Origin of the sequence: Nocardia arthritidis (assembly GCF_011801145.1) — a bacterium.
Taxonomy (GTDB): domain Bacteria; phylum Actinomycetota; class Actinomycetes; order Mycobacteriales; family Mycobacteriaceae; genus Nocardia; species Nocardia arthritidis_A.
Window position 1 is genome coordinate 8,659,595 of the sequence record NZ_CP046172.1, and the last position, 21,466, is coordinate 8,681,060.

Consider the following 21,466-nt stretch of genomic DNA (forward strand, 5'->3'; position numbering starts at 1 on the left):
CAGCACCAGCACGCTCGAGATATTCACTGCCCCTCGGCGTCGTTGGCGGCCAACCGCTCGCGCCATTGGTCCATGGCGTTTTGGAAGGCTTGGCTGACGAGGTCGAGGAGTTCGGCGGAGGTTTGGAAGCGGGTGCCCGCGGGGGTGGTGGCGCCGAGAATGCCTGCGGCGCGGCGGGATGCGGCGGCCAGGGCGTTGTTCATCTGCATGCCGGCGAGCAGGCTGCGCAGCCAGATCTCGTCGTCGATGACGTAGCGTTCGCGGCGTTGACCGGGGGGTCGTTCGCGGTTCAGCATTCCCTGTTGTTCGAGGAAGGCGATGGCGTTGGAGACCGAGGCGGGGCTCACGCGCAGGCGTTCGACCAGTTCGGCGGCGGTGAGCGCGCCGGAGTCGGTGAGGTAGAGGCAGGTCAGCACCCGGGCCTCCATGCGGGGCAACCCCTGTTGCACCAGTAGGTCGGTGAAGGATTCGGCGAACTCCCGCACCGCGTGCGGGTCACGACCGTAGTTGTCCTCGGCGATCGGCGGCGCGGGCGGGCGGGGTTGTTTCTGCCTGCGGGCGCGGTCGCGGGTGGCGCGGTGCGCACCGTCTGCGCCGTAGTTATCGGGTCCGCCGTTGCGGGTGACCTCCCGCATGATCGTCGAGGCCGGGCGCTCGAGGCGTCGCCCGATTTCCGCGTACCCGAGCCCCTCGGCCAACCCGGCCGCGATATCCCGGCGATCCTGCTCGGTGAGCCTGCCTCCGGGCATCGGCACCCGCCTCCTCTCCAACCAGCCCTTATGGCCGCCATCCGCAGCCAAGTATGCATTCAGCGTGAGCTCATTGCAAAGCAGAGAGCCTGCACGCACTTTGCGTTCACTGTCATGATCATTGCAAAGTCGTCGTTTCAGCATGTTCTAGCTGGCTCATTGCACAAACTCATATGTTGACGATTCTTTAAACGCAATGTACTTTCGTAGACGTTCAGCGATTGCCGAACGACCAGAGACAAGGAGAGATCAGATGAGGAATGCAGCGACTTCGAACTCGGCGGCCGCGGTGTGGACCGGCATGGTGCCGGTCGAGGACACGGCGCTCGCGGTGACCGACACCGGTGGCACGGGCCGTCCCGTCATCTACCTGAACGGTTCCTACGCCGATCAAAAACATTGGCGGCCCGTGGTCGCCGAACTCGGCCCCGAATACCGGCACATCACCTACGACGAGCGCGCCCGCGGCAAGTCGAAGCGGTCGGCGGACTACTCGTTCGCGGGCTGCCTGCGCGATATCGACGCCGTCCTCGCGGCCCGGGGCGTCGAGCGACCGATCCTGGTCGGCTGGTCGTACGGCGCGACGCTCGCGGCGCACTGGGCCCAACAGAATCCGGACCGCGCCGCGGGCGTTGTGGCCGTCGACGGCGCCATGCCCTACGGCCTGACCGGCGAGGAGGGTCAGGAGCGAATCCGGAAACTGTTCCACCGCATGCGTTTTGTGCTGCCGGTGGCGCGCCCGCTCGGCTTGGCCGCGGGGATGAGCGCCGCCGAGCACGCCGAAATCAATATCGAGATCAACGAACTCGCCGCCGCGATGACACCGATCCTCCAGCAGGTGACCTGCCCCATGCGCTACGTCCTCGCCACCGGCTCCAACCTCGGCGGCGGCGAGGAGGAGATGGAAGCGGCGCGGGCCTCACTCGATCCGGTGCTCGCGGCCAATCCGAAGCTGAAGGTCAGCGCGAAGGTCGCGAGCAACCATTCGCACATCCTGCGCAAGGACTTCCGCGCCGTCGCGGCGGCCGTGCGCGAGACAGCGGCGGCATCGAGCCGGTAAATCACCCAATCCAACTGCACTACAACAGTTTTCGAGGAGAACAGCCATGACCATCAATCTCACCGACCAGGACAAGCGCACCCTGCGCACCGCCGCATACGGCGCCATCTCACTGCTGGCCGCCGCCAGCGCCAAACCCCACCGGATCGCCACCAACGGCACCATCGCCCTGACCTCCGCCACCGGCCTGGTCGGGCGGGTACTCGCCGAGAAGTCGACGGGCGTCGACCTGAAGGGCAAGTCGGTAGCCGAACTCGCCGACCAGGTGCTACCAGCCCTGACGGCGGCGATGAGCCTGCTCGGGAAGCAGGCTCCGGCAGAGGCCGAGAACTTCCGCGGCACCGTCGCGGTCGCCATCGAGGCCGCCCAGCTACACCAGGGCGCGCCGAGTCCGACCATGGCCGAGATGGCCAGGAAGATCACCGCGGCCATCAATGCCGCGTGACCGCATGCCGACGCCCGAATACCGCAGGTTACGGGGTCCACACCGGACCCCGTAACACGGTAATGCGCTCTGCCCCAAGGGAAACCCTTCAGCTATTAAGCGTTGCTACTTACTAGTAGTCAGTGTTACATTATACCAGTAGTAAGCATCACTTACTAGCAGCGTAAATGCGAACGGGCGGAACACATGACGAAGTACAACACCTCCTCGACCAATCCGAAATGGACCGGCATGGTGCCGGTCGACGACACGGCCCTGGCCGTCACCGACGCCGGCGGTCCCGGCATCCCGGTGCTATACCTCAACGGCCACATGGCTTCTCAGCGAAACTGGCGGCGGGTCATCGCCGAGTTGGGGCCGCAGTGGCGACACATCACCTACGACATGCGGGCCCGCGGTAAGTCGAAGACTTCGGCGGACTACTCGTTCGAGACGAACGTCGCAGACGTCGACACCGTGCTGGCGGCCCGGGGTGTGCGGCGGGCACTGGTGGTCGGCTGGTCCTACGGTGCGTTCGTCGCGGCACACTGGGCCAGCCGCAATCCCGACCGCGCCATCGGCGCGGTCCTGGTCGAGGGCGCGCAGCCATACGACTGGATCGATCAGATCGATATCGAGCAGATGCGAAAGCTGTGGCGGCGGTTGAGCTTTCTCATGGTGCTGCTGCGCCCGACGGGACTGACCGCGCGGATGACCGCCGAGCAGATGGCCGAAAGCAATATCGAGGTCGGCATGATCGCCCGCGAGCGCGAGTTGGGCCCCGTACTGGACAACATCACCGTCCCGGCCCGGTACGTGAACGCTTCGAGGAGTTGGCTCGGATTCAAAGATGATGGGCGGGAAGCGATTCGCGCCAGCCTCGGCGCGGTGGCCGCCCGTAACTCGAATATCCGGATCAGCGCGACGGTCGCCAGCACCCACGGTTCGATCCTGCGCAAGGATTTCCGCGCTGTCGCCGACGCCGTACGCGAAGTCGGCGCCCTCGATCACTGAGTAACCCGCGCCGACCATGACACCTGCACTCCCCCACGACATCTCATGCAATTCAGAGGAAGTATCACCGTGTCCAGATTCGCCCCGGCCACCGCGATCGCCGCCGCCTTGATCACCGCCGCCGTCGGTTTCGGCGCGGGCACCGCACCGGCCGCATCCGCCGAACCGGCACCGGTCGGCTACACCGCGACCACCGGCGCCGAATCCACCACCATCACCGTCGATTCCGGCACGCTATCCGTCGCGGACGGCGCGTTCACCATCAAGGCGCCGGACGGCACCGTGCTGGCCGGAACCGAATTATCTTTCCGCATAGACGATTTCGTCTTCCCGATCGCGGCCGAAATATCCGGCGACACCGCCGTCCTCACTCCGCAACTCGATCCGGCGAAGGCACTGTACGAGCCGGTCGCCCTGCCGTACGAGGATCAGGCCGGATGGCGCACCCCGTACGACCGGGAGCAGGCGGCCTGGGCCCGAATGGCCGGCACCATCGGCCTCGGCGTGAGCGTCGGCGCCATCGTCGGCGGTATCGGCGGCGCGGCGGTCGGCTGCGCGCTCGGCGCGATCACGGCGGGCACCGTCGCCGCCGCCACCCTCGTCGGACTGTTCGGCCCATTCCTCCCGGCCGCGGCCGTCGGCTGCCTCGGCGGCGTCGCCGCGCTCGGCGCACTGGGCACGGTAGCGGGCCAGCTGTTCATCGCCGCGCCGATAGCCATCGCCGCCGCCGCACAGTACTTCATCACCATCAACCAGCCATTCGATCCCGCGAAGTAGCTCGATGCCGACGAACATCGTCGGCTCTCGACGGGTGTCAAGATGCCGCAAGGAACCCAGGGGTCCAGCGGTATGCCGAAGCTAAGGTGAACGTTGCGGACGTTACGTGGGGTGTAATGGCCTCGGGCGGTCCGGGACCCGCACTACTGGAAGCTTTCGGCAACGAGGGACCATCCCTAGGAGACCTGAGCGATGAGCGCGGCATATGCCGGGGTACCGAGCTACACCCACACCGCCATCTGGATCGGCAGCGGCATCTTCCTGATAGTCCTGGTGGCCCTGGTGATCTGGGTGGTGATCACCGGTCGCCGCGGGCGGTAAACCGGATTCAGCCGCGGCCGAGCTGAATCGCCTTGACCACCAACAGGATCGCGCCGATGACCAGGTAGCCGCGCAAGGCCAGCATGCCGAGTTTCGTTCCGGCCGACCAGGTCACGGGTTCCAGCAGGGTCAGCGGCGGCATTCGCCAGCGGTTCTTCTCGGCCTCGTCGACCTTCGGGGCCGGTGGCGGCGCGGGTGAACGACGTTGCAGGTAACGCAGTATCGCGACGGTCACCGCCGCGAGCGCCACCAGCGCCACCGCCAGATATTCGGCGGTGCGCACCACGTCCAGATCCGGGAAAAGCGTGGTGGCCATGAGAATTCCGGACAGCAGGAGCAGCACGCCGACGATCACCCCGGCCACCACGTTCAGCCAGGTCCGGTTCACCCACGGCCCGAGGACCTGCGGGTCGTTGCAGAGCAGCAGCAGGAAGACGCTCGCGCTCGGCAGCAGCAGCCCGGCCAGCGCCTGCACGGCCGTGGTGATCAAACCGAGTGGTGCGCCCGGAATCAGCACGATCACCGCGGCGACGATCACCATGGCGGTATAGGACAGGTAGAACTGCTTGGCGTCGCGGAAGCCGCGATGCAGCGAATGTTTGATGCCGAAGACGTCACCGAAGGCATAGCTGGTGGCCAGGGTGACGGCGGCGGCGCCGATGATCGACGCGTCCAGCAGCACGATGGCGAATATCGAGCCGAGCGCCCGGTGCGCATCGCCGAGCAGATGCGCGATATCGCCCGCGTCCACGTATTTCCCGACCGTGCCGGTGGCGTTGGCCGCGTAGTCGGCGGTCATCAGGATCGCGGCGGCGCCGATCACGACGACGAAGGCGCCCAGCGTGGTGTCGGCTCGCTCGTAGCCGATGAACCGCGGAGTGATGCGCTTGTCGACGATATTGGACTGTTGGAAGAACAGCTGCCACGGCGCGACGGTGGTGCCGACCATGGCGATGATCAGCAGCACGGCATCGGAGGTGACGTCGCCCGAAATGCCCGGCACCACGAAATCCTTTGCGGCACGGCCCCAGTCGGGATGCGACAGCAGCAGCATCGGGATCTGCAGCAGGGTGACGGCGATGAAGACGAACATCGCCCGCTCCCAGCGCCGGAAGCTGCCGGTGGCCATGATGACGACCAGAACCACCGCGGCGATAGGCACCACGACGTACCGTGAAATACCGAAATACGCTGCGGCCAGGCTGATTCCGATGAATTCGGTGACGATGGTGAGGAAGTTCAGCACGAACAGATCGCCCACGGAGAACCAGCCCCAACCGCGCCCGAAGCGTTCGTTGATGAGCCGGGCATGTCCGACGCCGGTGACCGCGCCGAGCCGCACCACCATTTCCTGATTCACGATCAGCACCGGAATCAGCAACAGCAGCACCCACAGCAGGCTGTAACCGTAGTTCTGCCCGGCTTGGGCGTAGATGGCGACGCCACCGGCGTCGTTGTCGCCGACCATGACGATGAGGCCCGGGCCCACGATGGCCAGCAATGTGAGCAGCCGGGTGCGGAAGGTGCGCGGATGATCGGTGTCGGTGAGCCTGATCTTGCCGAGAGCGCCTTCGATATCGCCCAGATGCGCCGAATCCAACACCGCGGAACCATGTTTCGCCAAGGTCACGCGAATCGGCCGCTCGCCGTGACCTTCCGGCCGCTTCTGAGCCGATGGCGCGGACCCGGCGGACTTCTCGGCGACCCGCGGTCCGATCGCCGATTCCATTGCCGCGGAGCGGTTTCCGGCTTTCCGCAGGTCGATAGCGGATTCCGGTGCCGTGGAACGACTTTCGGGTGTGTTCGTCACGGTTGGGTCACGCCGTCCTGCTCGGGCCCTTCGCGCACCGGCCGAGGCGCGGGCTCACGCCGCCGCCAGTCCTCGGGAATGACCTCCTCCAGCACGTCGTCGACGGTGACGACGCCGAGCACCAGATCCGCCTCGTCGACGACGGGCACCAGGTAGAGGTTGTAATCGGCCATCAGCAGCGCGATATCGGTGATATCGGCCTCCGCCGCGACGCGCACCGGATCGCGATCCATGATGTCGGCGACCCGGCCCGCCGGGTCCGCCTGCAAGAGCGTGATCGCCGAGACCACACCCGCCAACCGGCCCCCGTCGAGCACATGCATCTTCAGCAACGCCTCCGGTTGCAGGCCACGCGCCGCCGAGATCACCGATAAAGCCTGTGCCACAGTGGAATCCAATGGGCACGAGACGAAATCGACGTTCATCAGCCCACCGGCGCTCTCGGGGTTGAAACCCATCAGCGTGATGACCTTGGTCCGCTGCCCGGCCGGCATCAGCTCCAGCACCCGGCGGCGGCGCGACTGCCGCAGCTCCATGATCGAATCGGCCGCATCGTCGGCGCGCATGCGCCCGAGCAGGGCCGCGACCTCGTCATCGGGCATATCGTTCAGCAACCGGCTCGACTCGTCGGAATCCAGTTCCTCGAAGACATCGGCCTCCAGTTCCGGATCGCCGTGCACCTGATCGAGAATTTCGCCGCGCTCATGCTTGTCGGCATCCTCCAGCAGATCGGCGATTTGGGCGGGTTTGAGCCCACGCAACCGGGCGCTGATACCGCGCGCGGTCAGCGATTGGCTGTGGCCGATGAGCGGTTCGAACGACTTCCAATCCCGGGACGCATGCCCGCCCGCGGATTTGAGCAGCCCGAACAGGCGGGCCGGACGGCGGGTGTCCAGGCGGGCCACCACCCAGCCGCCGGCGGTCTCGTCGAGCTCGACATCGTAGGCGCGCACCAGTTCCGCGGCCGCGACATCGATGAGCCGGTGGCCGAGGATATCCGCCTTCAGCAGCACCTCACCCTCCCGGCGTTCGAACGAACGTAGGTCGATCTTGTTGACCGACAACACGATTCGATCGACGCAGAACTCGCCGATATGCTTTGCCGAGACGAAGACGTCGCGCCCGCCGACGCCGACGACCACACCGGTGATCGGCGGATAGGCGCCGCCGCCGGACAGTCGCACGATCAAATCGTCGACGCGCCCGATGGATTCCCCGGAACCGGCCACCACCGGAGTCTTGAGCACCTGCGAAAGATGAATTGTCGCAGCCGATTCCGGCAACAACCGCGATGCCGACTCACTCATGCGCGCTCCTGTCTCGGCGTCACCGGCAAACGGCGGCAACGGCCACCATGCACCCTGACCAGTGCTATCACACGAACGATGTCTCAACAGCGGATTTCGGACAGGAGAACGGGAACCGCGAGCCGTCAACCGGATCGCGTCGACACCCGGCGGGCGATGCCGCTGATCGCGCACACCACGACTCGATAGACGAGTACCGCGGGCACGATCACCAGCACCACCATCCGCAACGTCACCAGCACGACGGTGACGGTCAGGTAGGCGAAACCCAGACCGTCCGGCGAACCGAACCCGTGCCGCTCCGACAACACCGTCAAGGCCGGATGCAGGGCGAGGTACAACGCGACCGGGATCAGCGGGACGCGGACGAGCCGCCATCCGGCGAGCAGCCACGGTTTCATCGCGCCAGCTCCGGTCCCGAGGTGAGGAATGCGAGCAGTAGCGCATTGCCGATCGCTCCCCCGGTCGCGAAGCGCAGGCGGGTCCCGCTCCGCAGTGGCAGACCGGCGAGGTCGACGGTGCGAAACAGGCGGGTGAACACGTCGCGGTGACCGAAGGCGCGGGCCGGCGCGAGCGCGAAACCGGTTGCCGAGACCGATATTCCGAGTATCACGGGACCGCTGTCGATATCCCCCGCACCATCGGAACCTGGCCCGTACTCGTGTATCGCGCTGAAGCCGAGGATATTTCGCTCCTGACCGAACAGCCCGTTCGCCAACTCCTCGGCGAGCGCCCGATCCGCGAAACCGGCGAAGTAGGCCGCCAGCCCGGTGCCGGAGGCGCGCGGGGCGTCGTGCGTCCGCCCGTCGACACCCATGCGCTGCAACACCAGCCCGGTGTCCCGATCGATCTGTACCGCACGCACCTGCCGTGCCCAGTGCGCGAGCACCGCGGTGTGGTCGACGCCGGTCGCGCGGCCGTGCACCGCGATCGCGGCGGCCACGGCCGCCACATCGGTGGGATAGGCCTCGCCGGGGAAGGTGTCGATCAGCGCGGTCGGCGAGGCGAGCAGCCGCCGCTGAAAGGCGGCGATCAGCGCATCGTGCCGGACCGCGAGATCGGGCGGGAACGCCGGATCGACCAGGCGCGCCATCCCGAGCGCGAGCGCGGGATAGGAGAGGTAGGCGTGTCCGTGCGGACTGTCCGGATCCGCCAACCCGTCCTCGCCGTGCCAGGCCGCCGTGAACTCGGCACGCATTTGCGGCAGCAGACTCTTGGCCGCCGCGCGAGTCACCATGGGGGCGTAGCGTTCTCGCCATTCGGGGTGGGCGAGACACACTTGGGCCAGTCCGAGCGCCGTCATCTGGTGTGCGAGCAGGCCCCACATGCCCGCGACCGCATCGCCCGAGCCGCTGGCACGCCGATCGTCGTCGGCGGCCTCGAAGGCCACCAACTCCTCGGCGAGCCCGTGCACCCGCGCCGGATCCCCGCGAAACCACGCGTCCGCGTCGCGACCGCACCACCAGCTCGGCAGTAATGCCGCGACCGACGCCGCGACCACGATGCCGAGCACGACCGCGAGACGAAACCTGCGACGCACCGGACCGGTCGAACTCCCCATGATCCGAACGTACCGTTCGCGGCGGTACGGCGAGTTCCGTGGCGGCGCAACACGCTTCAACAGAGACCGAGCGGTCCGGATATCCCTTGCGTCGCCATCGACTCACGACAAGGCTGGGACCATGTCATCCTATGAATCCATCCGTCGGGTCGTCACCGGCCACGACAGCACCGGTAAAGCCGTCGTGGTCGCCGACGAGCGGGTGCCATCCGTCGCACCACCGGAATTCGGTGGGCGATGGGCGGTTTGGGCGGCCGACGCCCTCGTGTCCCTGCCGAACAACGGCGCCGCACCGAAGGTGAGCGAGGCACAGGTCCCGCCGCCGGGCGGCATCAAAGTGCTGAAGCTGGCCTTCCCGCCGAAATACAATCCGGACGCATTGCTCGAAACGACCGACCTCCTCGAACCGGAAACCCTGACCCGGGCCGGCTTCCTCGCCGACCCCAACCCGCCCGGCAGCTACGGCTCACTGCCCGGCGTCGCGGGCATGCATGCCACCGCGACCGTCGACTGTGTGCTGCAGCTATCCGGCGAATCCGTATTCATATTGGAAGACAACGAGATTCGGCTGAAGCCTGGCGACTGGCTGGTGATCAACGGCGTTGTGCACAGCTGGCGCAACGACGGCGACGAACCCGCGGTGCTCATGGGCATCATGATCGGTGCGGAGCACAGCGGTATCCCTGAGCGTTAGCTTGGACCGAACCCGTTGGCGGACAAGGAATTCAGCCGACGGTGCCGCCATACCAGGTGGGCAGCGGGCGCGCCCCGATGGCGACCTGGTGGGCGGCCGCGGCGAGCAGGCGAGTGGAATCCAGTGTGGGCAAAGGCGATACGTCCGGCGTCACCAACAGCGGGATCTCGGTACAGACCAGCGCGACGGCGTCGCAGCCGATACCGCGCAGGCGGTTGATGATATCGAGGTAGCGCTGCCGGGATTCGTCCGTGAACACCCCCTCGCACAGTTCGCCGAAGATGATGTCGTCGATGATGCGGCGCTCGTCGGCGTCCGGGATCTCGGCATCGATTCCCTTGGCCGCCAAGACCCGCGGGTAGATCGGACCGGTCATCGTGTACTTCGTCCCCAACACCCCGACTCGCCGATATCCTTGCGCCGCAGCCTTTTCCGCGACGATCTCGGCGATGTGCAGACCCGGCAGGGCAAGGTCTTCGCCATCGGATTCCAGCGCCATATGCGCGGTATTGTCGGGGCAGACGAAGAATTCGGCGCCCGCGTGGGCGAGGCGATCCGCACTGGTGGCCAAGATCTTTCGGATCACGCCGTACTCGCCCTCCTCCCATGCGGGCATGCTGCGGCCCATCGCGATGCAATCCAAGGTCACATCGGCGTGCTCGTGGGCGCCGAGATCGCGGGCGCCCTCCTGCGCCAGCGTCCGCAGGCAGAGCGACGCGCCTTCGACACTGTGCGCCAAAATCCCGACATGCCTCATCGTCTGATGTCGATCCATGCCGTCCATTTTCGGTGAAGACGATCCATCCCGAATCATTTCGACGAGACCGGTCCGTATCTTCGCTCAGACCGGATCCGGCAGGTGGATCGCGGCCAGTTCGGCCGGGTCGATAACGATGCGGATGGCGGTGATCCGGCTTTCGGCGACGGTGAATGCGATGACGGAGCGGGGAGTTCCGTCGGGACGCCACGACATGTAGCCGGGCAGACCGTTGACCAGCACCGGCCGGTAGCTGGCGACCTCGCCGGAGAATGTCCGAGCGCCCGCGGCGACCTCGGTGGCGCCGAGCACGACCACCACGCCGTCGGGCGTGTCGACGGTCAGCTTCACATTCGGGTCGAGGACGCGCAGCAGCGCTTCGAAATCGCCGCCGAGGGCGGCGGTGTGGAAGGCCCGCACCACCTCTCGGCGCGCACGGCCCACCGGCCGGTCCGTGGCTCGGACCTTGCCGCGCGCCCGGCTGGCGATCATCTTGGCGGCATCGGCGGATTTGCCCAGGATCTGGCCGATTTCCCGGAACGACACCGCGAATATGTCGTGCAGGACGAACGCCAGGCGCTCGCTCGGAGTGAGCGAATCGAGCACGACGAGCAGGGCGATGCCGACCGAATCGGCCAGCCCCACTTGCTCTTCCGGCGTCGGATCGTCATCGGGTACCACCGAAAGCCCTTGCTCGTGTGGCGTTTCGGGGTGGGCCTGGCGGGATCGCAACAGGTCCAGGCTGATTCGGCCGACCACGGTGGTCAGCCAGCCCGTCAGGTTGTCGATGGCCGCCGTGTCCTGACCGATCAGGCGCATCCATGCCTCCTGAACCACGTCCTCGGCGTCGGCGTGCGAGCCCAGCACGCGGTACGCGACGGCGCACAGCCGGGCGCGCTGGGCTTCGAACGCCGCGGTGACGCGGTCCGATGGGTCGGCGGTCAGCATTCCGTATCTCCAATCGTCGGCGCGACGATGCACTCGGTCGCCACACCTATGACGAATGCCGACGGAGAAAGGTAACAAGACCACCGCGGCCGATCCCGGAAAACCGGCCCGCCGAACCACTTCCGGCTGCCACCATCTGGAATCGACCGCCTACCATCGGGAGCTCACCATGCCTGTAGACCCCACCGATCCGGACACCTTCGAAGACGAACCGGAACTCGACATCGAGACGCCCGAAGCCGATGCCGCCGAACAACACGCGGACCTCGCACCGCACGGGGACGACGCACTGACGTCGGCCGATCCCGAGGCCGCCGACGAGGCGGATCTTGCGGAGCAGGCACGGGTCGTCGACATCGACGAGGACGACTACCGCTGACCCGCTTGTCGAGTTCGCCCCTCCCACGGCCTATTCCGCCTTCAGCCTTGACGTCTGATTCCGAGGTTGAGGCTGGAGTTCGACTCAGGAGGGGTTGAAGATCCCGAAACCGCTGATGGTGTCACCGAACCAGCAAGTCTCGCTTTGCGTGTAGATGGTTCCGGGCCCCGATCCCGAGGCGATTGGGGTAGTGCCACCGCCGCCGCGTGGGCAGTCGATCTCAACCTGGTACTTGACGTACTCGCCGGCGGCTGCGGTGCACCAGCCCCAGTAGGTGCTGCCGCTGCCGCCATTCGAATAGCCGGCATTGACTCCCTCGTTGCAGAACACCCTTGTCTCCGCGTGGGCCACACTGGCGGGGATTACCGCCGTCCCCGCCGCCAGAGCCGCGGAAAGGGCTGCGATCAGGACGGGACGTGTCAGGAAACTGTGCATCGAAGTAATCCTCCGATCGATATGAAGATATCCGGACCACAACTGGCCGGTTACCCATTGTCTATTACATAGTCAGTTATCACTTGTGATGGGCAATCGAATGCGTTGGTATAGACGGCTCCGTTACCGCTTCCGCTGGCCCAGTTGCTCCACCAGCCCTGATCGCCGTATGCGCAGTCCATGGAAATCCGGTAATTGACATAGCCGCCGTTGGGATGGCACCAGCCCCAGAACCACTCTCCGCTGCCGCCGTTGGAGAACCCGGCATTCTGACCCTTTACACATTGGGTGTTGGCGTACGCGGGGGGTGCGGGAACCGCGATGATCCCGGCCGCCGCCAGGAGTGCGAATACTACCGCATTCGCTTTACGTCGGTGCATTCGCATTACTTCGCTACTTCGGTGTATTTGCATTATTTTCTCCAGGCGCTGGATTATCGGGAACATGTCCCTGGTCAACCGGGCCGGGCTGCCGCGGGTTTGTCGGCAGCGCCCGCCGGTGGCGGCGACGTCGTCACAGCCGGGGCAGGCCTATTTGTGTTGCGATTGGACAGTGCGCTGCCAGGAATTGATCTGCAAGCCGGTGCGCGGCAATCCGACCAACCCCACGGATACGAAAGGTGACATTGCAGCCCACGCGACTGTCATCCAATTGATCAGCATTTGATCGATGACGCCACCGATCAATTGGACAAAAGGGGGATTTACAAGACTATTATGGGTGAACCCGTGGGAGGTATCGCCTTATGGGCGCCGTGGGGCGACCGGAACGACCTCTTGATCCATCCGAAGGGCCAAGAGAGAACTTTGCCTACCAGCTTCGCCAGTTACGAAAATCGGCAGGCGAGCCAAAATATCGTGCAATGGCCCAGCTCGGTCATTATTCGGCAAACACTCTCTCGGAGGCCGCAGGTGGCAAAAAGTTCCCATCTTGGGAAGTAACCAGAGCATTCGTCGTCGCTTGCCACGGCGATGAACGGGAATGGCGCGAACGTTGGAATGCGTGCAGGCAAGCACTCCAGCAGCGCGGTGCGGGTCCGCGCAGTGACGCACGACCAGCAATGTCACGCGGCGAGCAAGTGTCCGGCGCCGGGCGCTGGTCATGGCTACGGTGGCCGGCATTCGGATTTGCCGCGATCGCGATGGCAATCCTCCTCGTGTACGACCACAGACCGAGCGCCGTGTCGCACTCGACCTTCATCGGTCAGGCGGATTTCGGCGCCTACTGTCAGGCGCAGAGCTACACGACAGCATCCCTGACCGGGCACACCGCGTACGACTGGAAATGCACCGGACCGCAAGAGCGCAGTGAGCCGATCAGCGCGGTGCGCGCCTGTCGCTGGCAGTACCACAGCGCTACCGCCACCGGCCGGTACGACGACATCAACATCCCCAGTTCGTGGCAGTGCTGGGATCACGTCGATATCCTCGGCCGGGTTGACCTGGATGCGTATTGCCGCGCGCAAGGCTTCGTCCGAGCCACCCTGGATGGGCAGACTGTGGACACCTGGAGTTGCTTGGCCCCGGACAGCTCGCACAGCCGGATCGACCCCGACTCAGCCTGTCGTTGGCGATACGGCGCCAAAGTGCTGATTGCGAATCCGGGGGTATACGACGAACCCTGGGATCGCTGGGATTGCTGGGCCTGACGAGTTCCGAATTATAATTGATAAGATGTAGTTTCAATTATGAATGGTCGACGTATCGTTTCGATCATGACGAAACAGAGTTCGGTAATCCGGGCGATGATGCGGACTTCTACGGCAGTCCATCGGTTCGTCTTCTCGGCGAGCAAGGGCAAATTCCTGGGCCCGAATCGCTTCGGCGGTATGCCGGTGCTGATGCTGACCACGACCGGGCGAAAAAGCGGTAAGCAACGAACGACGATGCTCACCTCACCCGTTCACGAAAACGGAACGTTCGTCGTCGTCGCCTCCGGAGGCGGCAGCGACAGCGCCCCCGCCTGGTTGCTGAACCTGCGAGACAACCCGATGGTCGAGGTCAGCGAGGGCGGCGACGCCCGGCCCATGCGAGCTCGCATCGTCTCCGCGCAGGAGCGAACGGAGCTGTGGCCCAAGGTGGTTGCCGGCTATCAGGGATACGAGGAATACCAGAAGAAGACCAACCGCGAAATCCCGCTGGTACTCCTCGAACCCGTGTGACACCCGCCTAGGATTATCGCGTGGGGCAGGGTGATCTCAGTTCGTCGTTCGGCACCGCGGCCGCCGCGTATGCCGAGAACCGCCCGGACTACGCGCGTTCCGCGGTGTCGTGGGCACTGGAGCACGCACCCGGTCCGCGAGTGCTCGACCTCGGCGCTGGAACCGGCAAGCTGACCGCGACACTGCTCGCGTTGGGCGCGAATGCCATTGCGGTCGAACCTGATTCGGCAATGCTGAGCGAGCTGCGCCGCGCACTGCCCGAGGTGCGTGCCACGCGGGGTAGCGCCGAGGCGATCCCCCTACCGGACGCATCGGTCGATGCCGTGCTGGCGGGCAACGCCATGCACTGGTTCGACATGGATGTGGCCGGACCCGAAATCGCCAGAGTCCTCACACCCGGCGGCATCCTCGCCGGCCTGTGGAACGTCATGGACGACAGCGTCGACTGGGTCGCCGAGCTCGCGCGGGTCGGCGGAACCGCGGCCATCGGCCCACGCGACCTGCCCGCCGGCTGGCGCATCGCAACCGCCGACATGCACCTCCCGAGCACCGGCACACCACCCCGATTCCACTCCCCGGAGCAGGCCGAATTCCCACACGGCCAGCGCCGCACCGCCGATTCCCTCGTCGCAACCCTCGCGACAAGAGCCGGAATCCTGGTCATGCCCCCACCCGAACAACAAGCAACCCTGACCCGAATCCGCACCTTCCTCACCAGCCGCCCAGAAACCGCCACCGGCGAATTCACCCTCCCCATGCTGACGGCCGTGCTACGCGTCCGGCGATTACCGGACGCGTAAATCCGTTTGCGCGCAATAGGATACGAACAGTATCCGAAATCCTGGGTTAGGGCCCGATAACCTCTCCCCGGTCAGATCGGTAGTGCGCCACGGCGTGGGCGGTGTCGTAGGTGGGCCGGTATGGCCAGCGCTCCTGCGCCATGCACGCGGGTGTGCGGGCCCAGCGTTTCCAGATTCACCGACAAGCGCCGCGCCGCCGCCCGCGTACCGAATACCTTGTCCTGCAAGGGGCTTGCCGAGTCGAGGTCGACGCCATCGTCACCGCTCGGCAGGTAATGCTCGTCGAAGTGCTCCCGCAGCATGGTCAGATAGGCTTCGACATGGTCGGGTTCCGCTCTCGACGGGCTGGGCTCGCGTCGATTGTCGTTGGCTTCCAACCAGGCATACAACCGATCCGGCGGCGCGGTCGGATCGACCTCGTCGGACCGGCGGATCCGCACCTCTCCCGAGGATACGCAATGCATGCGTATCGCACCGTCCTGAGCGATGCACCATTGGCTCCAGCACCCCGACGCGTAATCATCGGGGAATTGCTCGTACCAGTGCGCGGTTCCGAACTGCACGCTCAATTCCTGTATGCGCCGGTACATTTCGAAATGCTTCTCGTCGGCGGATGCTTCCGGTTTCGCTACCAACGTATCGTCCTTGCAGAACACCAGGGTCCAGCCGTCCAGCGCCGGAGTGACGAACACCTCAGGGTAGAGATCCCAGAAACCGTTGATGCCCAACGCCTTCCAGTAATCCGGGTACATGGTCATCGGCCGTATCCCCTGCCATGGCGCGAATCCTATCCGCATTGTCGCGGGAACCGGGTCGCGGAGATCGAACGCGTCCAGGACCGCGGCTTGATCGGTGGTCGGCAACGCATACCACGATCCGGCCAACCGCTCGAAATCCAACGGTTCGGGTGTCTCTACCCGCTGTTTCATCCCGATCAACCGCTGCAGCACTGCCAGATGGCCCGGCGGGAGGTGGTTCCACCCGAACTGGGCAAGCATTGTCATCGCCCCGTGTCGCGCCAGCCGGTCCAACCCCGACACCGACCGCAACGCGGCCACCACACCTGTTCCGTATACGCATAGAGCCGAAACTGCTTGCTCCCGAACGTTTTCGAGCGCGCTGCCCAGTAGCGCCAAGACGATGGGCAGATGTCTGCATTCGTGCGTTGCGACGAGATCACTGTCCTCGGAAAGGCAATCCCAAGAGAACTGACAGGACACGAGAGCGGCAGGGGAATGCTCGGGCAGAAAATCGGGCACGCGAGTCTCGCCCGGAAGTCCAAGCGTAACCCAAAGCCGCTCGCCCACACCATCTTTCGGCGCCTGCGCCAGCGCATCGACCAAAGCGTCGAAATTCATCTGCCGACGTAACACGCGGATACAGTCCGGCCAGGCATGGTCGAAACGGTTGTCGGCCAGCAGATCCAACATCATCGTGACGAAGGCTTCTTCCCGAAGCCCGCGGGTATCCAGCCACCGCGCTCGACTTCGGACCCGCGGATCGGTGTCGGTCAGCAGCCTCCGGAGTTGCTCGATGTCGAGACCACCGACCAGCAGAGCGAAGAAGTTGTCGCGATTCCCATCGTCGACAACGCGATCCAGCACCTCCCAGATCTGACGCCGGATCCCCGGGTCCGCATTGCCGATCAGCTGCCGCACATCATTCAGCAGCGATCCCGTCTCCCCGTCCCTGAGCAGCCACCAGCGATCGGGCTTCACAGAGTGTTCGGCCAACAACACCCGCAACCGATTCGGGTCGATCCTCACCACATCCAGAACGTACCCAACACATCCGACACCGTGTTTCCAGCGCCGAACCCGGCAACAGACGAGAGCACGCGTCGGCCGAGCCCACAGATACTCATCACCCGGAGACGACCGAACCTGCCGCCGAACCCCGGCAAGCATCCGCCCGTCGGAATTACCGTGCGATGTAATGTCATGTCACCCAACCATTTTGGACTGTTGGTCAACGCGTGATATGCGGCATGTGCGGATGTTGGCGGACCGGCGTTCGCTCTATGTGCCGGTCTGGCCGTCGATCCGTTCCCGGATGAGGTCGGCGTGCCCGTTGTGACGGGCGTATTCCTGGATCATGTGCGTGAGGATCCACCGCAGGCTGTAGCGGTTGCCGGTCCGCTGGTATACACCGACGGTGTCGAGCGAGTCGCAGGCAGCGACGATCTCGCGGGATCGAGCACATGCGCTGTGCCACAAGCGGAGTGATTCGTCTACGTCAGCGTCGTCGACGTCGACGTCGCTGCCGTCCGGGGTGTCGGCCTGCCAATACGCGAACGGGGTATCCGCGCCGGACATGATGCGTGCGAACCAGCCTAGTTCGACATCGGTCAGATGGCGGACGAGCCCGAGCAGTGACAACGCCGACGGCTCCACGGCCCGCAGGCGAAGCTGGTCGGCGGTGAGTCCGGAACACTTCCGGGCCAGTGTTTCTCGATGGAATTCCAGGACGCCGGTGAGCGTCTCGCGTTCTCCGGCAAGGTGTTGCGATACCGACTGAGACCACAGGCATTTGTGCGTGCTGGAAGACCATGCCACCCAACCAATCTGAACGATCGACCGACGCGCGCCATGCGGCAAAAGAGTGTGTTGTCAGCCGTGGCAATAGACCCGGACGAGCACTTGTCAACTCCGACCCAAGGGTGACCCGTCCTTTCCGGCTCGATCCTAACCCAAGTGCTTGATAGCCGCTTGAACCCGCACCGAACGCAGCGCATGGATCAACATGCACGGTTGTTGCAGGTGTTGTAATGAGGAAGGCTGGGTCCGGCGAGTAGACCCTCTGTTCCACTTGATGAGCAGCAGCCGATGGACAAGAGCATTGGTGGACATGTCCTGCGGCATCTGTACGCAGATGAGAGCCACGCCGAATTGTCGATAACAATGCAGGACAGGCGGATTCAGTATGGCCTGACCTCCGAGGCTCAGTCGCTCGTCATCCCGGACGAGGAGCTTGTCCAAGCAATCTGCGATCTGGTCGGACTGCACGAACGGTTCGAGTCCGGGCTCTGCGCGGCGACATACCGGTTCAGCAAGGACTCGAACGGGAAGTGGAAGATGGTGGGCCACTTCTCCTACGCGGAGGACGAGGGTCACGACTGAGACCAGAGAACGCCTTGTCGAGCCGCAGACCGGGTGCGTCGGATCAGCCGTTCGTCTTGGCGGCGGGGACGCGCCCGAGGTCGCGGTCCTCGAGTCGACAGCTGTCTCCTTTGAGGGAGATGACTTCGGCGTGGTGGCCGAATGAGCCTCGGCCAGCCGCGCCACCCATTCCGCGGCGGTCGCGAACGCGACTCGATGCCCGGCCTGGCAAGCCCGGATCGACAGCCCGATCGACAGATGTGCCTTGCCGGTCCCGGGCGGGCCCAGGAAGACGACGTTCTCCTTGGCGGTGATGAAGTCCAGGGTTCCCAGATGGGTGATGGTGTCGCGTTTCAACGAGCGTTGATGGTCGAAATCGAACTCCTCCAACGACTTCCGCGACGGGAGCCGCGCGGCGCGGATGCGACCCTCGCCGCCGTGAGCCTCGCGGGCGGCAACCTCGCGCTGCAGGCAGGCGGCCAGGAATTCTTCGTGACTCCAGTTCTCGGAGCGGGCGCGTTCGGCGAGCCGGTCGACCGGGCCGGCCAGCGTCGGGGCCTTCAGAGCCCTTGCCAGATAGGCGATTTCGGAGCCGATGTTGCGGGCACCGTTGGTGGAAGCCTTGGTAGCCATCAGGCGATCCCTTCGCTATCGAGGTCGAACATCCGGTCGTAATCGGCGAGATCGCGGTGCTCGACGGAGGTGTCAAGCACGGGCACCACAGCCAGGCGGCGAGAGCGCCGCATCTCGGCGGCGGGCCGGCACCGTCGAGGCAGCGGACCCGGCAACCCAAGTCCGCCACATGCTGGTACTGGAGCTGATCGAGGAACTGGAAACCATCGACCGCAAAACCAAGACCGTGGACAAACAGCTGCGAAACAGAGTCCTCGACCACGGATCCACCCTGATGGACCTCAACGGTCTCGGGCCTTCCAGCGCCGCCCGGCTGCTCGCCGATACCGGCGATATCCATCGCTTCGCCACCCGCGACCGCTTCGCCTCCTGGAACGGCACCGCCCCCTTGGACGCCTCCTCCGGCGAGCAGAAACGGCACCGGCTCTCCCGCGCCGCCAACCGCAAGATCAACCGGGTACTGCACATTATGGCCGTGGTCCAGCTCCGTCATCCGACCGCGGGCCGGGTCTATTACGACGGCCGCAAGGCCAGCGGGAAGACCTCGATGGAAGCGATGCGCGCATTGAAACGGCACCTGTCGAACGTCGTCTACCAACAGATGCTCGCCGACCAGCGACGACGAGGAAGGTAAGTCCGGGAGGGCATTCGGGAACGACTACTGACTCCAACGTGACCGGCTTCAACCCGCACGCCGATCCTTCGGACAAGCCACAACCCGGACCTACCATCATCGAGCCTAGTCCCGAACTGCGCCTTGACTAAAGGGGCGCCATGTGGGGGTGATCGGCCGTGGACCGAGTTGCATTGTCGGACAGTCGATCAGATGCACCCGGCCGGACACCCGGAACGCCGCTACATAGAGCGGTCGCAGTCGGCTCGATCGGGGTGTTCGAGTCGTTCGGTCCGGTCGTGGTGACTCGTAGCGATAGATGACCAGTTTCGGAGATAGTTCAACACACGGTGCGCCGTCGAACTCGGCAGGCCGTGCGGTGCACAGTCCGGGTGGATTCGGAACTCATCGACCGTTTATCACCCCCAACAAAGTATTTTATGGCCCCCAACAAAGCGTGAACTCGGCGTGGCAGTCGACGAATAGGTGCACCATTACTGCCGCCGATATCCGGCCGACCTGAGAAACGCCGAGCATCAGCGGCATTTCCGTAATGAAAGGATCCTTCATGTTCCACCCCAGTATGCGCGAGCCCACACAGTCACCGCGGCGGGTCGGTGTGCTCGCGGCAGCAGGTTTGCTCTGTGCCCTCCCGCTCGCGCTGGCCGCCAACGGTACAGCTCTGGCCTCCAACACCGCCAGCCTCACCGTTGGGCCGACCTCGGTGCCGGGTGTGACGGTTCAGGTGTGCGTCAACGCCATCTGCGTCGCCACCCCGGTCGTGACCAGCGTGACCCTCACCGTGACCGCGACGGCTGACACGCCCGCCGACCAGGTGACGCTCAACCGCTCAACCTGCCCGGACGGGCGGGCCGGTGATGCCGTCGACGTCGAGACCAGCATCACCGACACGGTGGTCATCACCGGCACAGTCGATGCCACGACAGCGAACGGACAGACGATCACCGTGCCCATCTCCCAGACGGTGACCGTCAACCCCGGTCCCCACGGCGCCACGGTTTCGGCCTGCGCCTCCTAACAGCCCCGACGACATGCCCTGGCCAGTGCTGCCCAGTGCATCTCGACCGCACGTCGGCATTTCAGGATGTTCGCAAATTCGCGTGCGGAGTAGTTCGCCAGTGGTCGATCGGCCTGACCGGTGGTCGTGATCGAGCGCCGGTCCACGATCAAATCCGTTGCGGTGGCGAGTATTTCATAGCACTGGCGGACCTTGACCTCAACCGCAGTTGAGGCCGGACTCTGATGGCATGATCTACACAGAGTCCGAGTATCGGTATCTGATCGACCAGGCGTTGGGCCGGTTGGCGACAATTGGCCCTGTAGGGGCACCCCAAGTACACCCGGTCGCATTCTGGGTGGACAAGCACAACGGAACGATCGACATCGGCGGTCCTGACCTCGCCAATTCCCAGAAGTATCGCGACATCCAGGCCGATGCCAGGGTATCTCTGGTCGTCGACGACGCCGCGCCACATCCGGTCGGGCCCGGAGGCCAACGGGGACGCGGCCTCGAGATCCGCGCGGTATCGTCGAAATCCTGTGGAGCGATAGACCGTTGCTGGAAGAATTCAGCAACGACGTCCTTCGGCTACATCCTTGTCGAGTTGTGGCCTGGAACATCGACTGGCCAGGGCGTAACAACCGAAATGTCTCCTCTCTCAGCCGCGCTTGACGCTCGCTCATCGGCGTGATGTCCACTGCCGGGGCTGTCCGGCTGCCCGAGATGATCTCGGCCCGTTGATCTTCCGGCGAGCATTGCGGCCGCGTCGAACCGCGCGCCATGCGGCTACTTACCGGACCTTCGCAATGATCGACCCGGGGTCGTGCCAGTGCGAGTCGACGTCATCGAGTCCGCGCTGGCCCACAGGCGGCGGAAGCGCTCGCTGCCCATCGCCAAATCGCCG

The 21,466-nt window shown here is 65.0% G+C and carries 24 protein-coding genes and 1 pseudogene; 14 read left to right on the forward strand and 11 right to left on the reverse strand.

The genetic code is table 11. The annotated features are described in order from the left end of the window. Window positions 1–23: 23 nt before the first annotated feature. The gene (locus F5544_RS39230) at window positions 24–749 is read right to left on the reverse strand and encodes a GbsR/MarR family transcriptional regulator (RefSeq protein ID WP_167479793.1); all 726 of its coding nucleotides are present in this window, start codon (window positions 747–749) and stop codon (window positions 24–26) included. A 253-nt stretch (window positions 750–1,002) separates the two neighbouring features. Between F5544_RS39230 and F5544_RS39235 the strand changes: the two genes are divergently transcribed. From F5544_RS39235 to F5544_RS47230, 5 genes are all read left to right on the forward strand, one after another. Further along, window positions 1,003–1,809: an alpha/beta fold hydrolase gene (locus F5544_RS39235; protein WP_238846894.1), complete on the forward strand. Its 807-nt coding sequence runs from the start codon at window positions 1,003–1,005 to the stop codon at window positions 1,807–1,809. A gap of 46 nt (window positions 1,810–1,855) precedes the next feature. Continuing rightward, on the forward strand, window positions 1,856–2,254 hold the full coding sequence (locus F5544_RS39240) for a hypothetical protein (RefSeq protein WP_167477834.1): 399 nt from the start codon (window positions 1,856–1,858) through the stop codon (window positions 2,252–2,254). A gap of 186 nt (window positions 2,255–2,440) precedes the next feature. Then, the gene (locus F5544_RS39245; protein ID WP_167477835.1) at window positions 2,441–3,247 is read left to right on the forward strand and encodes an alpha/beta fold hydrolase; all 807 of its coding nucleotides are present in this window, start codon (window positions 2,441–2,443) and stop codon (window positions 3,245–3,247) included. Window positions 3,248–3,292: 45 nt separating this feature from the next. Beyond that, window positions 3,293–4,024: a hypothetical protein gene (locus F5544_RS39250; RefSeq protein WP_167477836.1), complete on the forward strand. Its 732-nt coding sequence runs from the start codon at window positions 3,293–3,295 to the stop codon at window positions 4,022–4,024. Between the two features lie 192 nt (window positions 4,025–4,216). Beyond that, window positions 4,217–4,345, forward strand: coding sequence for a hypothetical protein (locus F5544_RS47230; RefSeq protein WP_255663521.1), 129 nt, complete (start codon window positions 4,217–4,219; stop codon window positions 4,343–4,345). Between the two features lie 7 nt (window positions 4,346–4,352). Here F5544_RS47230 and F5544_RS39255 read toward each other — a convergent pair whose 3' ends face one another. The 4 genes from F5544_RS39255 to F5544_RS39270 all read right to left on the reverse strand — a co-directional run bounded on the left by F5544_RS39255 (window position 4,353) and on the right by F5544_RS39270 (window position 9,023). Next, the gene (locus F5544_RS39255) at window positions 4,353–5,948 is read right to left on the reverse strand and encodes an Nramp family divalent metal transporter (RefSeq protein WP_238846895.1); all 1,596 of its coding nucleotides are present in this window, start codon (window positions 5,946–5,948) and stop codon (window positions 4,353–4,355) included. A 203-nt stretch (window positions 5,949–6,151) separates the two neighbouring features. Next, entirely contained in the window at window positions 6,152–7,462 is a 1,311-nt protein-coding gene (locus F5544_RS39260; protein WP_167477837.1) for a magnesium transporter MgtE N-terminal domain-containing protein, read from the reverse strand. Window positions 7,463–7,587: 125 nt separating this feature from the next. Further along, entirely contained in the window at window positions 7,588–7,863 is a 276-nt protein-coding gene (locus F5544_RS39265; protein WP_167477838.1) for a hypothetical protein, read from the reverse strand. After that, window positions 7,860–9,023 carry a hypothetical protein gene (locus F5544_RS39270; RefSeq protein WP_167477839.1) on the reverse strand — a complete coding sequence of 388 codons (1,164 nt, stop codon included), beginning with the start codon at window positions 9,021–9,023 and terminating at the stop codon, window positions 7,860–7,862. The genes F5544_RS39265 and F5544_RS39270 overlap by 4 nt, the downstream gene beginning before the upstream one ends. A gap of 121 nt (window positions 9,024–9,144) precedes the next feature. Between F5544_RS39270 and F5544_RS39275 the strand changes: the two genes are divergently transcribed. Next, a complete protein-coding gene (locus F5544_RS39275) occupies window positions 9,145–9,717 on the forward strand; it encodes a cupin domain-containing protein (protein ID WP_167477840.1) in 573 nt (190 codons plus the stop codon). A 31-nt stretch (window positions 9,718–9,748) separates the two neighbouring features. On the opposite strand, the gene F5544_RS39280 is transcribed toward F5544_RS39275, so the two are convergent. Both F5544_RS39280 and F5544_RS39285 read right to left on the reverse strand, forming a co-directional pair. Beyond that, the gene (locus F5544_RS39280) at window positions 9,749–10,492 is read right to left on the reverse strand and encodes an aspartate/glutamate racemase family protein (RefSeq protein WP_238846896.1); all 744 of its coding nucleotides are present in this window, start codon (window positions 10,490–10,492) and stop codon (window positions 9,749–9,751) included. Window positions 10,493–10,558: 66 nt separating this feature from the next. Next, on the reverse strand, window positions 10,559–11,422 hold the full coding sequence (locus F5544_RS39285; RefSeq protein WP_167477841.1) for a sigma-70 family RNA polymerase sigma factor: 864 nt from the start codon (window positions 11,420–11,422) through the stop codon (window positions 10,559–10,561). A gap of 55 nt (window positions 11,423–11,477) precedes the next feature. Between F5544_RS39285 and F5544_RS46850 the strand changes: the two genes are divergently transcribed. Continuing rightward, a complete protein-coding gene (locus F5544_RS46850; RefSeq protein WP_238846897.1) occupies window positions 11,478–11,801 on the forward strand; it encodes a hypothetical protein in 324 nt (107 codons plus the stop codon). Between the two features lie 84 nt (window positions 11,802–11,885). On the opposite strand, the gene F5544_RS39295 is transcribed toward F5544_RS46850, so the two are convergent. Then, window positions 11,886–12,236, reverse strand: a complete 351-nt coding sequence (locus F5544_RS39295) for a hypothetical protein (protein ID WP_167477842.1) — start codon at window positions 12,234–12,236, stop codon at window positions 11,886–11,888. A gap of 444 nt (window positions 12,237–12,680) precedes the next feature. Between F5544_RS39295 and F5544_RS39300 the strand changes: the two genes are divergently transcribed. From F5544_RS39300 to F5544_RS39315, 4 genes are all read left to right on the forward strand, one after another. After that, window positions 12,681–12,902, forward strand: a complete 222-nt coding sequence (locus tag F5544_RS39300; protein ID WP_167477843.1) for a hypothetical protein — start codon at window positions 12,681–12,683, stop codon at window positions 12,900–12,902. A gap of 79 nt (window positions 12,903–12,981) precedes the next feature. Next, window positions 12,982–13,884, forward strand: a complete 903-nt coding sequence (locus F5544_RS39305) for a helix-turn-helix domain-containing protein (RefSeq protein WP_167477844.1) — start codon at window positions 12,982–12,984, stop codon at window positions 13,882–13,884. A 66-nt stretch (window positions 13,885–13,950) separates the two neighbouring features. Beyond that, entirely contained in the window at window positions 13,951–14,397 is a 447-nt protein-coding gene (locus F5544_RS39310) for a nitroreductase/quinone reductase family protein (RefSeq protein ID WP_238846898.1), read from the forward strand. Between the two features lie 20 nt (window positions 14,398–14,417). After that, on the forward strand, window positions 14,418–15,197 hold the full coding sequence (locus F5544_RS39315) for a class I SAM-dependent methyltransferase (protein ID WP_167477845.1): 780 nt from the start codon (window positions 14,418–14,420) through the stop codon (window positions 15,195–15,197). A 71-nt stretch (window positions 15,198–15,268) separates the two neighbouring features. Here F5544_RS39315 and F5544_RS39320 read toward each other — a convergent pair whose 3' ends face one another. The 3 genes and pseudogenes from F5544_RS39320 to F5544_RS39330 form a co-directional block, all read right to left on the reverse strand. Further along, window positions 15,269–16,936, reverse strand: coding sequence for a hypothetical protein (locus F5544_RS39320; protein ID WP_167477846.1), 1,668 nt, complete (start codon window positions 16,934–16,936; stop codon window positions 15,269–15,271). 279 nt (window positions 16,937–17,215) lie between these two features. Then, the gene (locus F5544_RS39325) at window positions 17,216–17,752 is read right to left on the reverse strand and encodes a DinB family protein (RefSeq protein WP_238846899.1); all 537 of its coding nucleotides are present in this window, start codon (window positions 17,750–17,752) and stop codon (window positions 17,216–17,218) included. Window positions 17,753–18,436: 684 nt separating this feature from the next. After that, window positions 18,437–18,928: pseudogene (locus tag F5544_RS39330) on the reverse strand (ATP-binding protein); the annotation flags it as partial. A 169-nt stretch (window positions 18,929–19,097) separates the two neighbouring features. Here F5544_RS39330 and F5544_RS39335 point away from each other — a divergent pair. The 3 genes from F5544_RS39335 to F5544_RS39345 all read left to right on the forward strand — a co-directional run bounded on the left by F5544_RS39335 (window position 19,098) and on the right by F5544_RS39345 (window position 21,253). After that, window positions 19,098–19,562, forward strand: coding sequence for a transposase (locus F5544_RS39335; protein ID WP_203217449.1), 465 nt, complete (start codon window positions 19,098–19,100; stop codon window positions 19,560–19,562). A 547-nt stretch (window positions 19,563–20,109) separates the two neighbouring features. Continuing rightward, entirely contained in the window at window positions 20,110–20,580 is a 471-nt protein-coding gene (locus F5544_RS39340; protein ID WP_167477847.1) for a hypothetical protein, read from the forward strand. 229 nt (window positions 20,581–20,809) lie between these two features. Continuing rightward, entirely contained in the window at window positions 20,810–21,253 is a 444-nt protein-coding gene (locus tag F5544_RS39345) for a pyridoxamine 5'-phosphate oxidase family protein (protein ID WP_203217450.1), read from the forward strand. Window positions 21,254–21,466 lie beyond the last annotated feature (213 nt).

Coding starts and splice junctions, on each gene's coding strand:
- F5544_RS39230 (WP_167479793.1), bottom strand. CDS start 749: ATGCCCGGAGGCAGGCTCACCGAGCAGGATCGCCGGGATATCGCGGCC.
- F5544_RS47230 (WP_255663521.1), top strand. CDS start 4,217: ATGAGCGCGGCATATGCCGGGGTACCGAGCTACACCCACACCGCCATC.
- F5544_RS39260 (WP_167477837.1), bottom strand. CDS start 7,462: ATGAGTGAGTCGGCATCGCGGTTGTTGCCGGAATCGGCTGCGACAATT.
- F5544_RS39345 (WP_203217450.1), top strand. CDS start 20,810: ATGATCTACACAGAGTCCGAGTATCGGTATCTGATCGACCAGGCGTTG.
- F5544_RS39280 (WP_238846896.1), bottom strand. CDS start 10,492: ATGGATCGACATCAGACGATGAGGCATGTCGGGATTTTGGCGCACAGT.
- F5544_RS39245 (WP_167477835.1), top strand. CDS start 2,441: ATGACGAAGTACAACACCTCCTCGACCAATCCGAAATGGACCGGCATG.
- F5544_RS39240 (WP_167477834.1), top strand. CDS start 1,856: ATGACCATCAATCTCACCGACCAGGACAAGCGCACCCTGCGCACCGCC.
- F5544_RS39285 (WP_167477841.1), bottom strand. CDS start 11,422: ATGCTGACCGCCGACCCATCGGACCGCGTCACCGCGGCGTTCGAAGCC.
- F5544_RS39250 (WP_167477836.1), top strand. CDS start 3,293: ATGCAATTCAGAGGAAGTATCACCGTGTCCAGATTCGCCCCGGCCACC.
- F5544_RS39305 (WP_167477844.1), top strand. CDS start 12,982: ATGGGCGCCGTGGGGCGACCGGAACGACCTCTTGATCCATCCGAAGGG.
- F5544_RS46850 (WP_238846897.1), top strand. CDS start 11,478: ATGCCGACGGAGAAAGGTAACAAGACCACCGCGGCCGATCCCGGAAAA.
- F5544_RS39265 (WP_167477838.1), bottom strand. CDS start 7,863: ATGAAACCGTGGCTGCTCGCCGGATGGCGGCTCGTCCGCGTCCCGCTG.
- F5544_RS39275 (WP_167477840.1), top strand. CDS start 9,145: ATGTCATCCTATGAATCCATCCGTCGGGTCGTCACCGGCCACGACAGC.
- F5544_RS39295 (WP_167477842.1), bottom strand. CDS start 12,236: ATGCACAGTTTCCTGACACGTCCCGTCCTGATCGCAGCCCTTTCCGCG.
- F5544_RS39340 (WP_167477847.1), top strand. CDS start 20,110: ATGTTCCACCCCAGTATGCGCGAGCCCACACAGTCACCGCGGCGGGTC.
- F5544_RS39310 (WP_238846898.1), top strand. CDS start 13,951: ATGACGAAACAGAGTTCGGTAATCCGGGCGATGATGCGGACTTCTACG.
- F5544_RS39235 (WP_238846894.1), top strand. CDS start 1,003: ATGAGGAATGCAGCGACTTCGAACTCGGCGGCCGCGGTGTGGACCGGC.
- F5544_RS39270 (WP_167477839.1), bottom strand. CDS start 9,023: ATGGGGAGTTCGACCGGTCCGGTGCGTCGCAGGTTTCGTCTCGCGGTC.
- F5544_RS39335 (WP_203217449.1), top strand. CDS start 19,098: ATGCTGGTACTGGAGCTGATCGAGGAACTGGAAACCATCGACCGCAAA.
- F5544_RS39300 (WP_167477843.1), top strand. CDS start 12,681: ATGTCCCTGGTCAACCGGGCCGGGCTGCCGCGGGTTTGTCGGCAGCGC.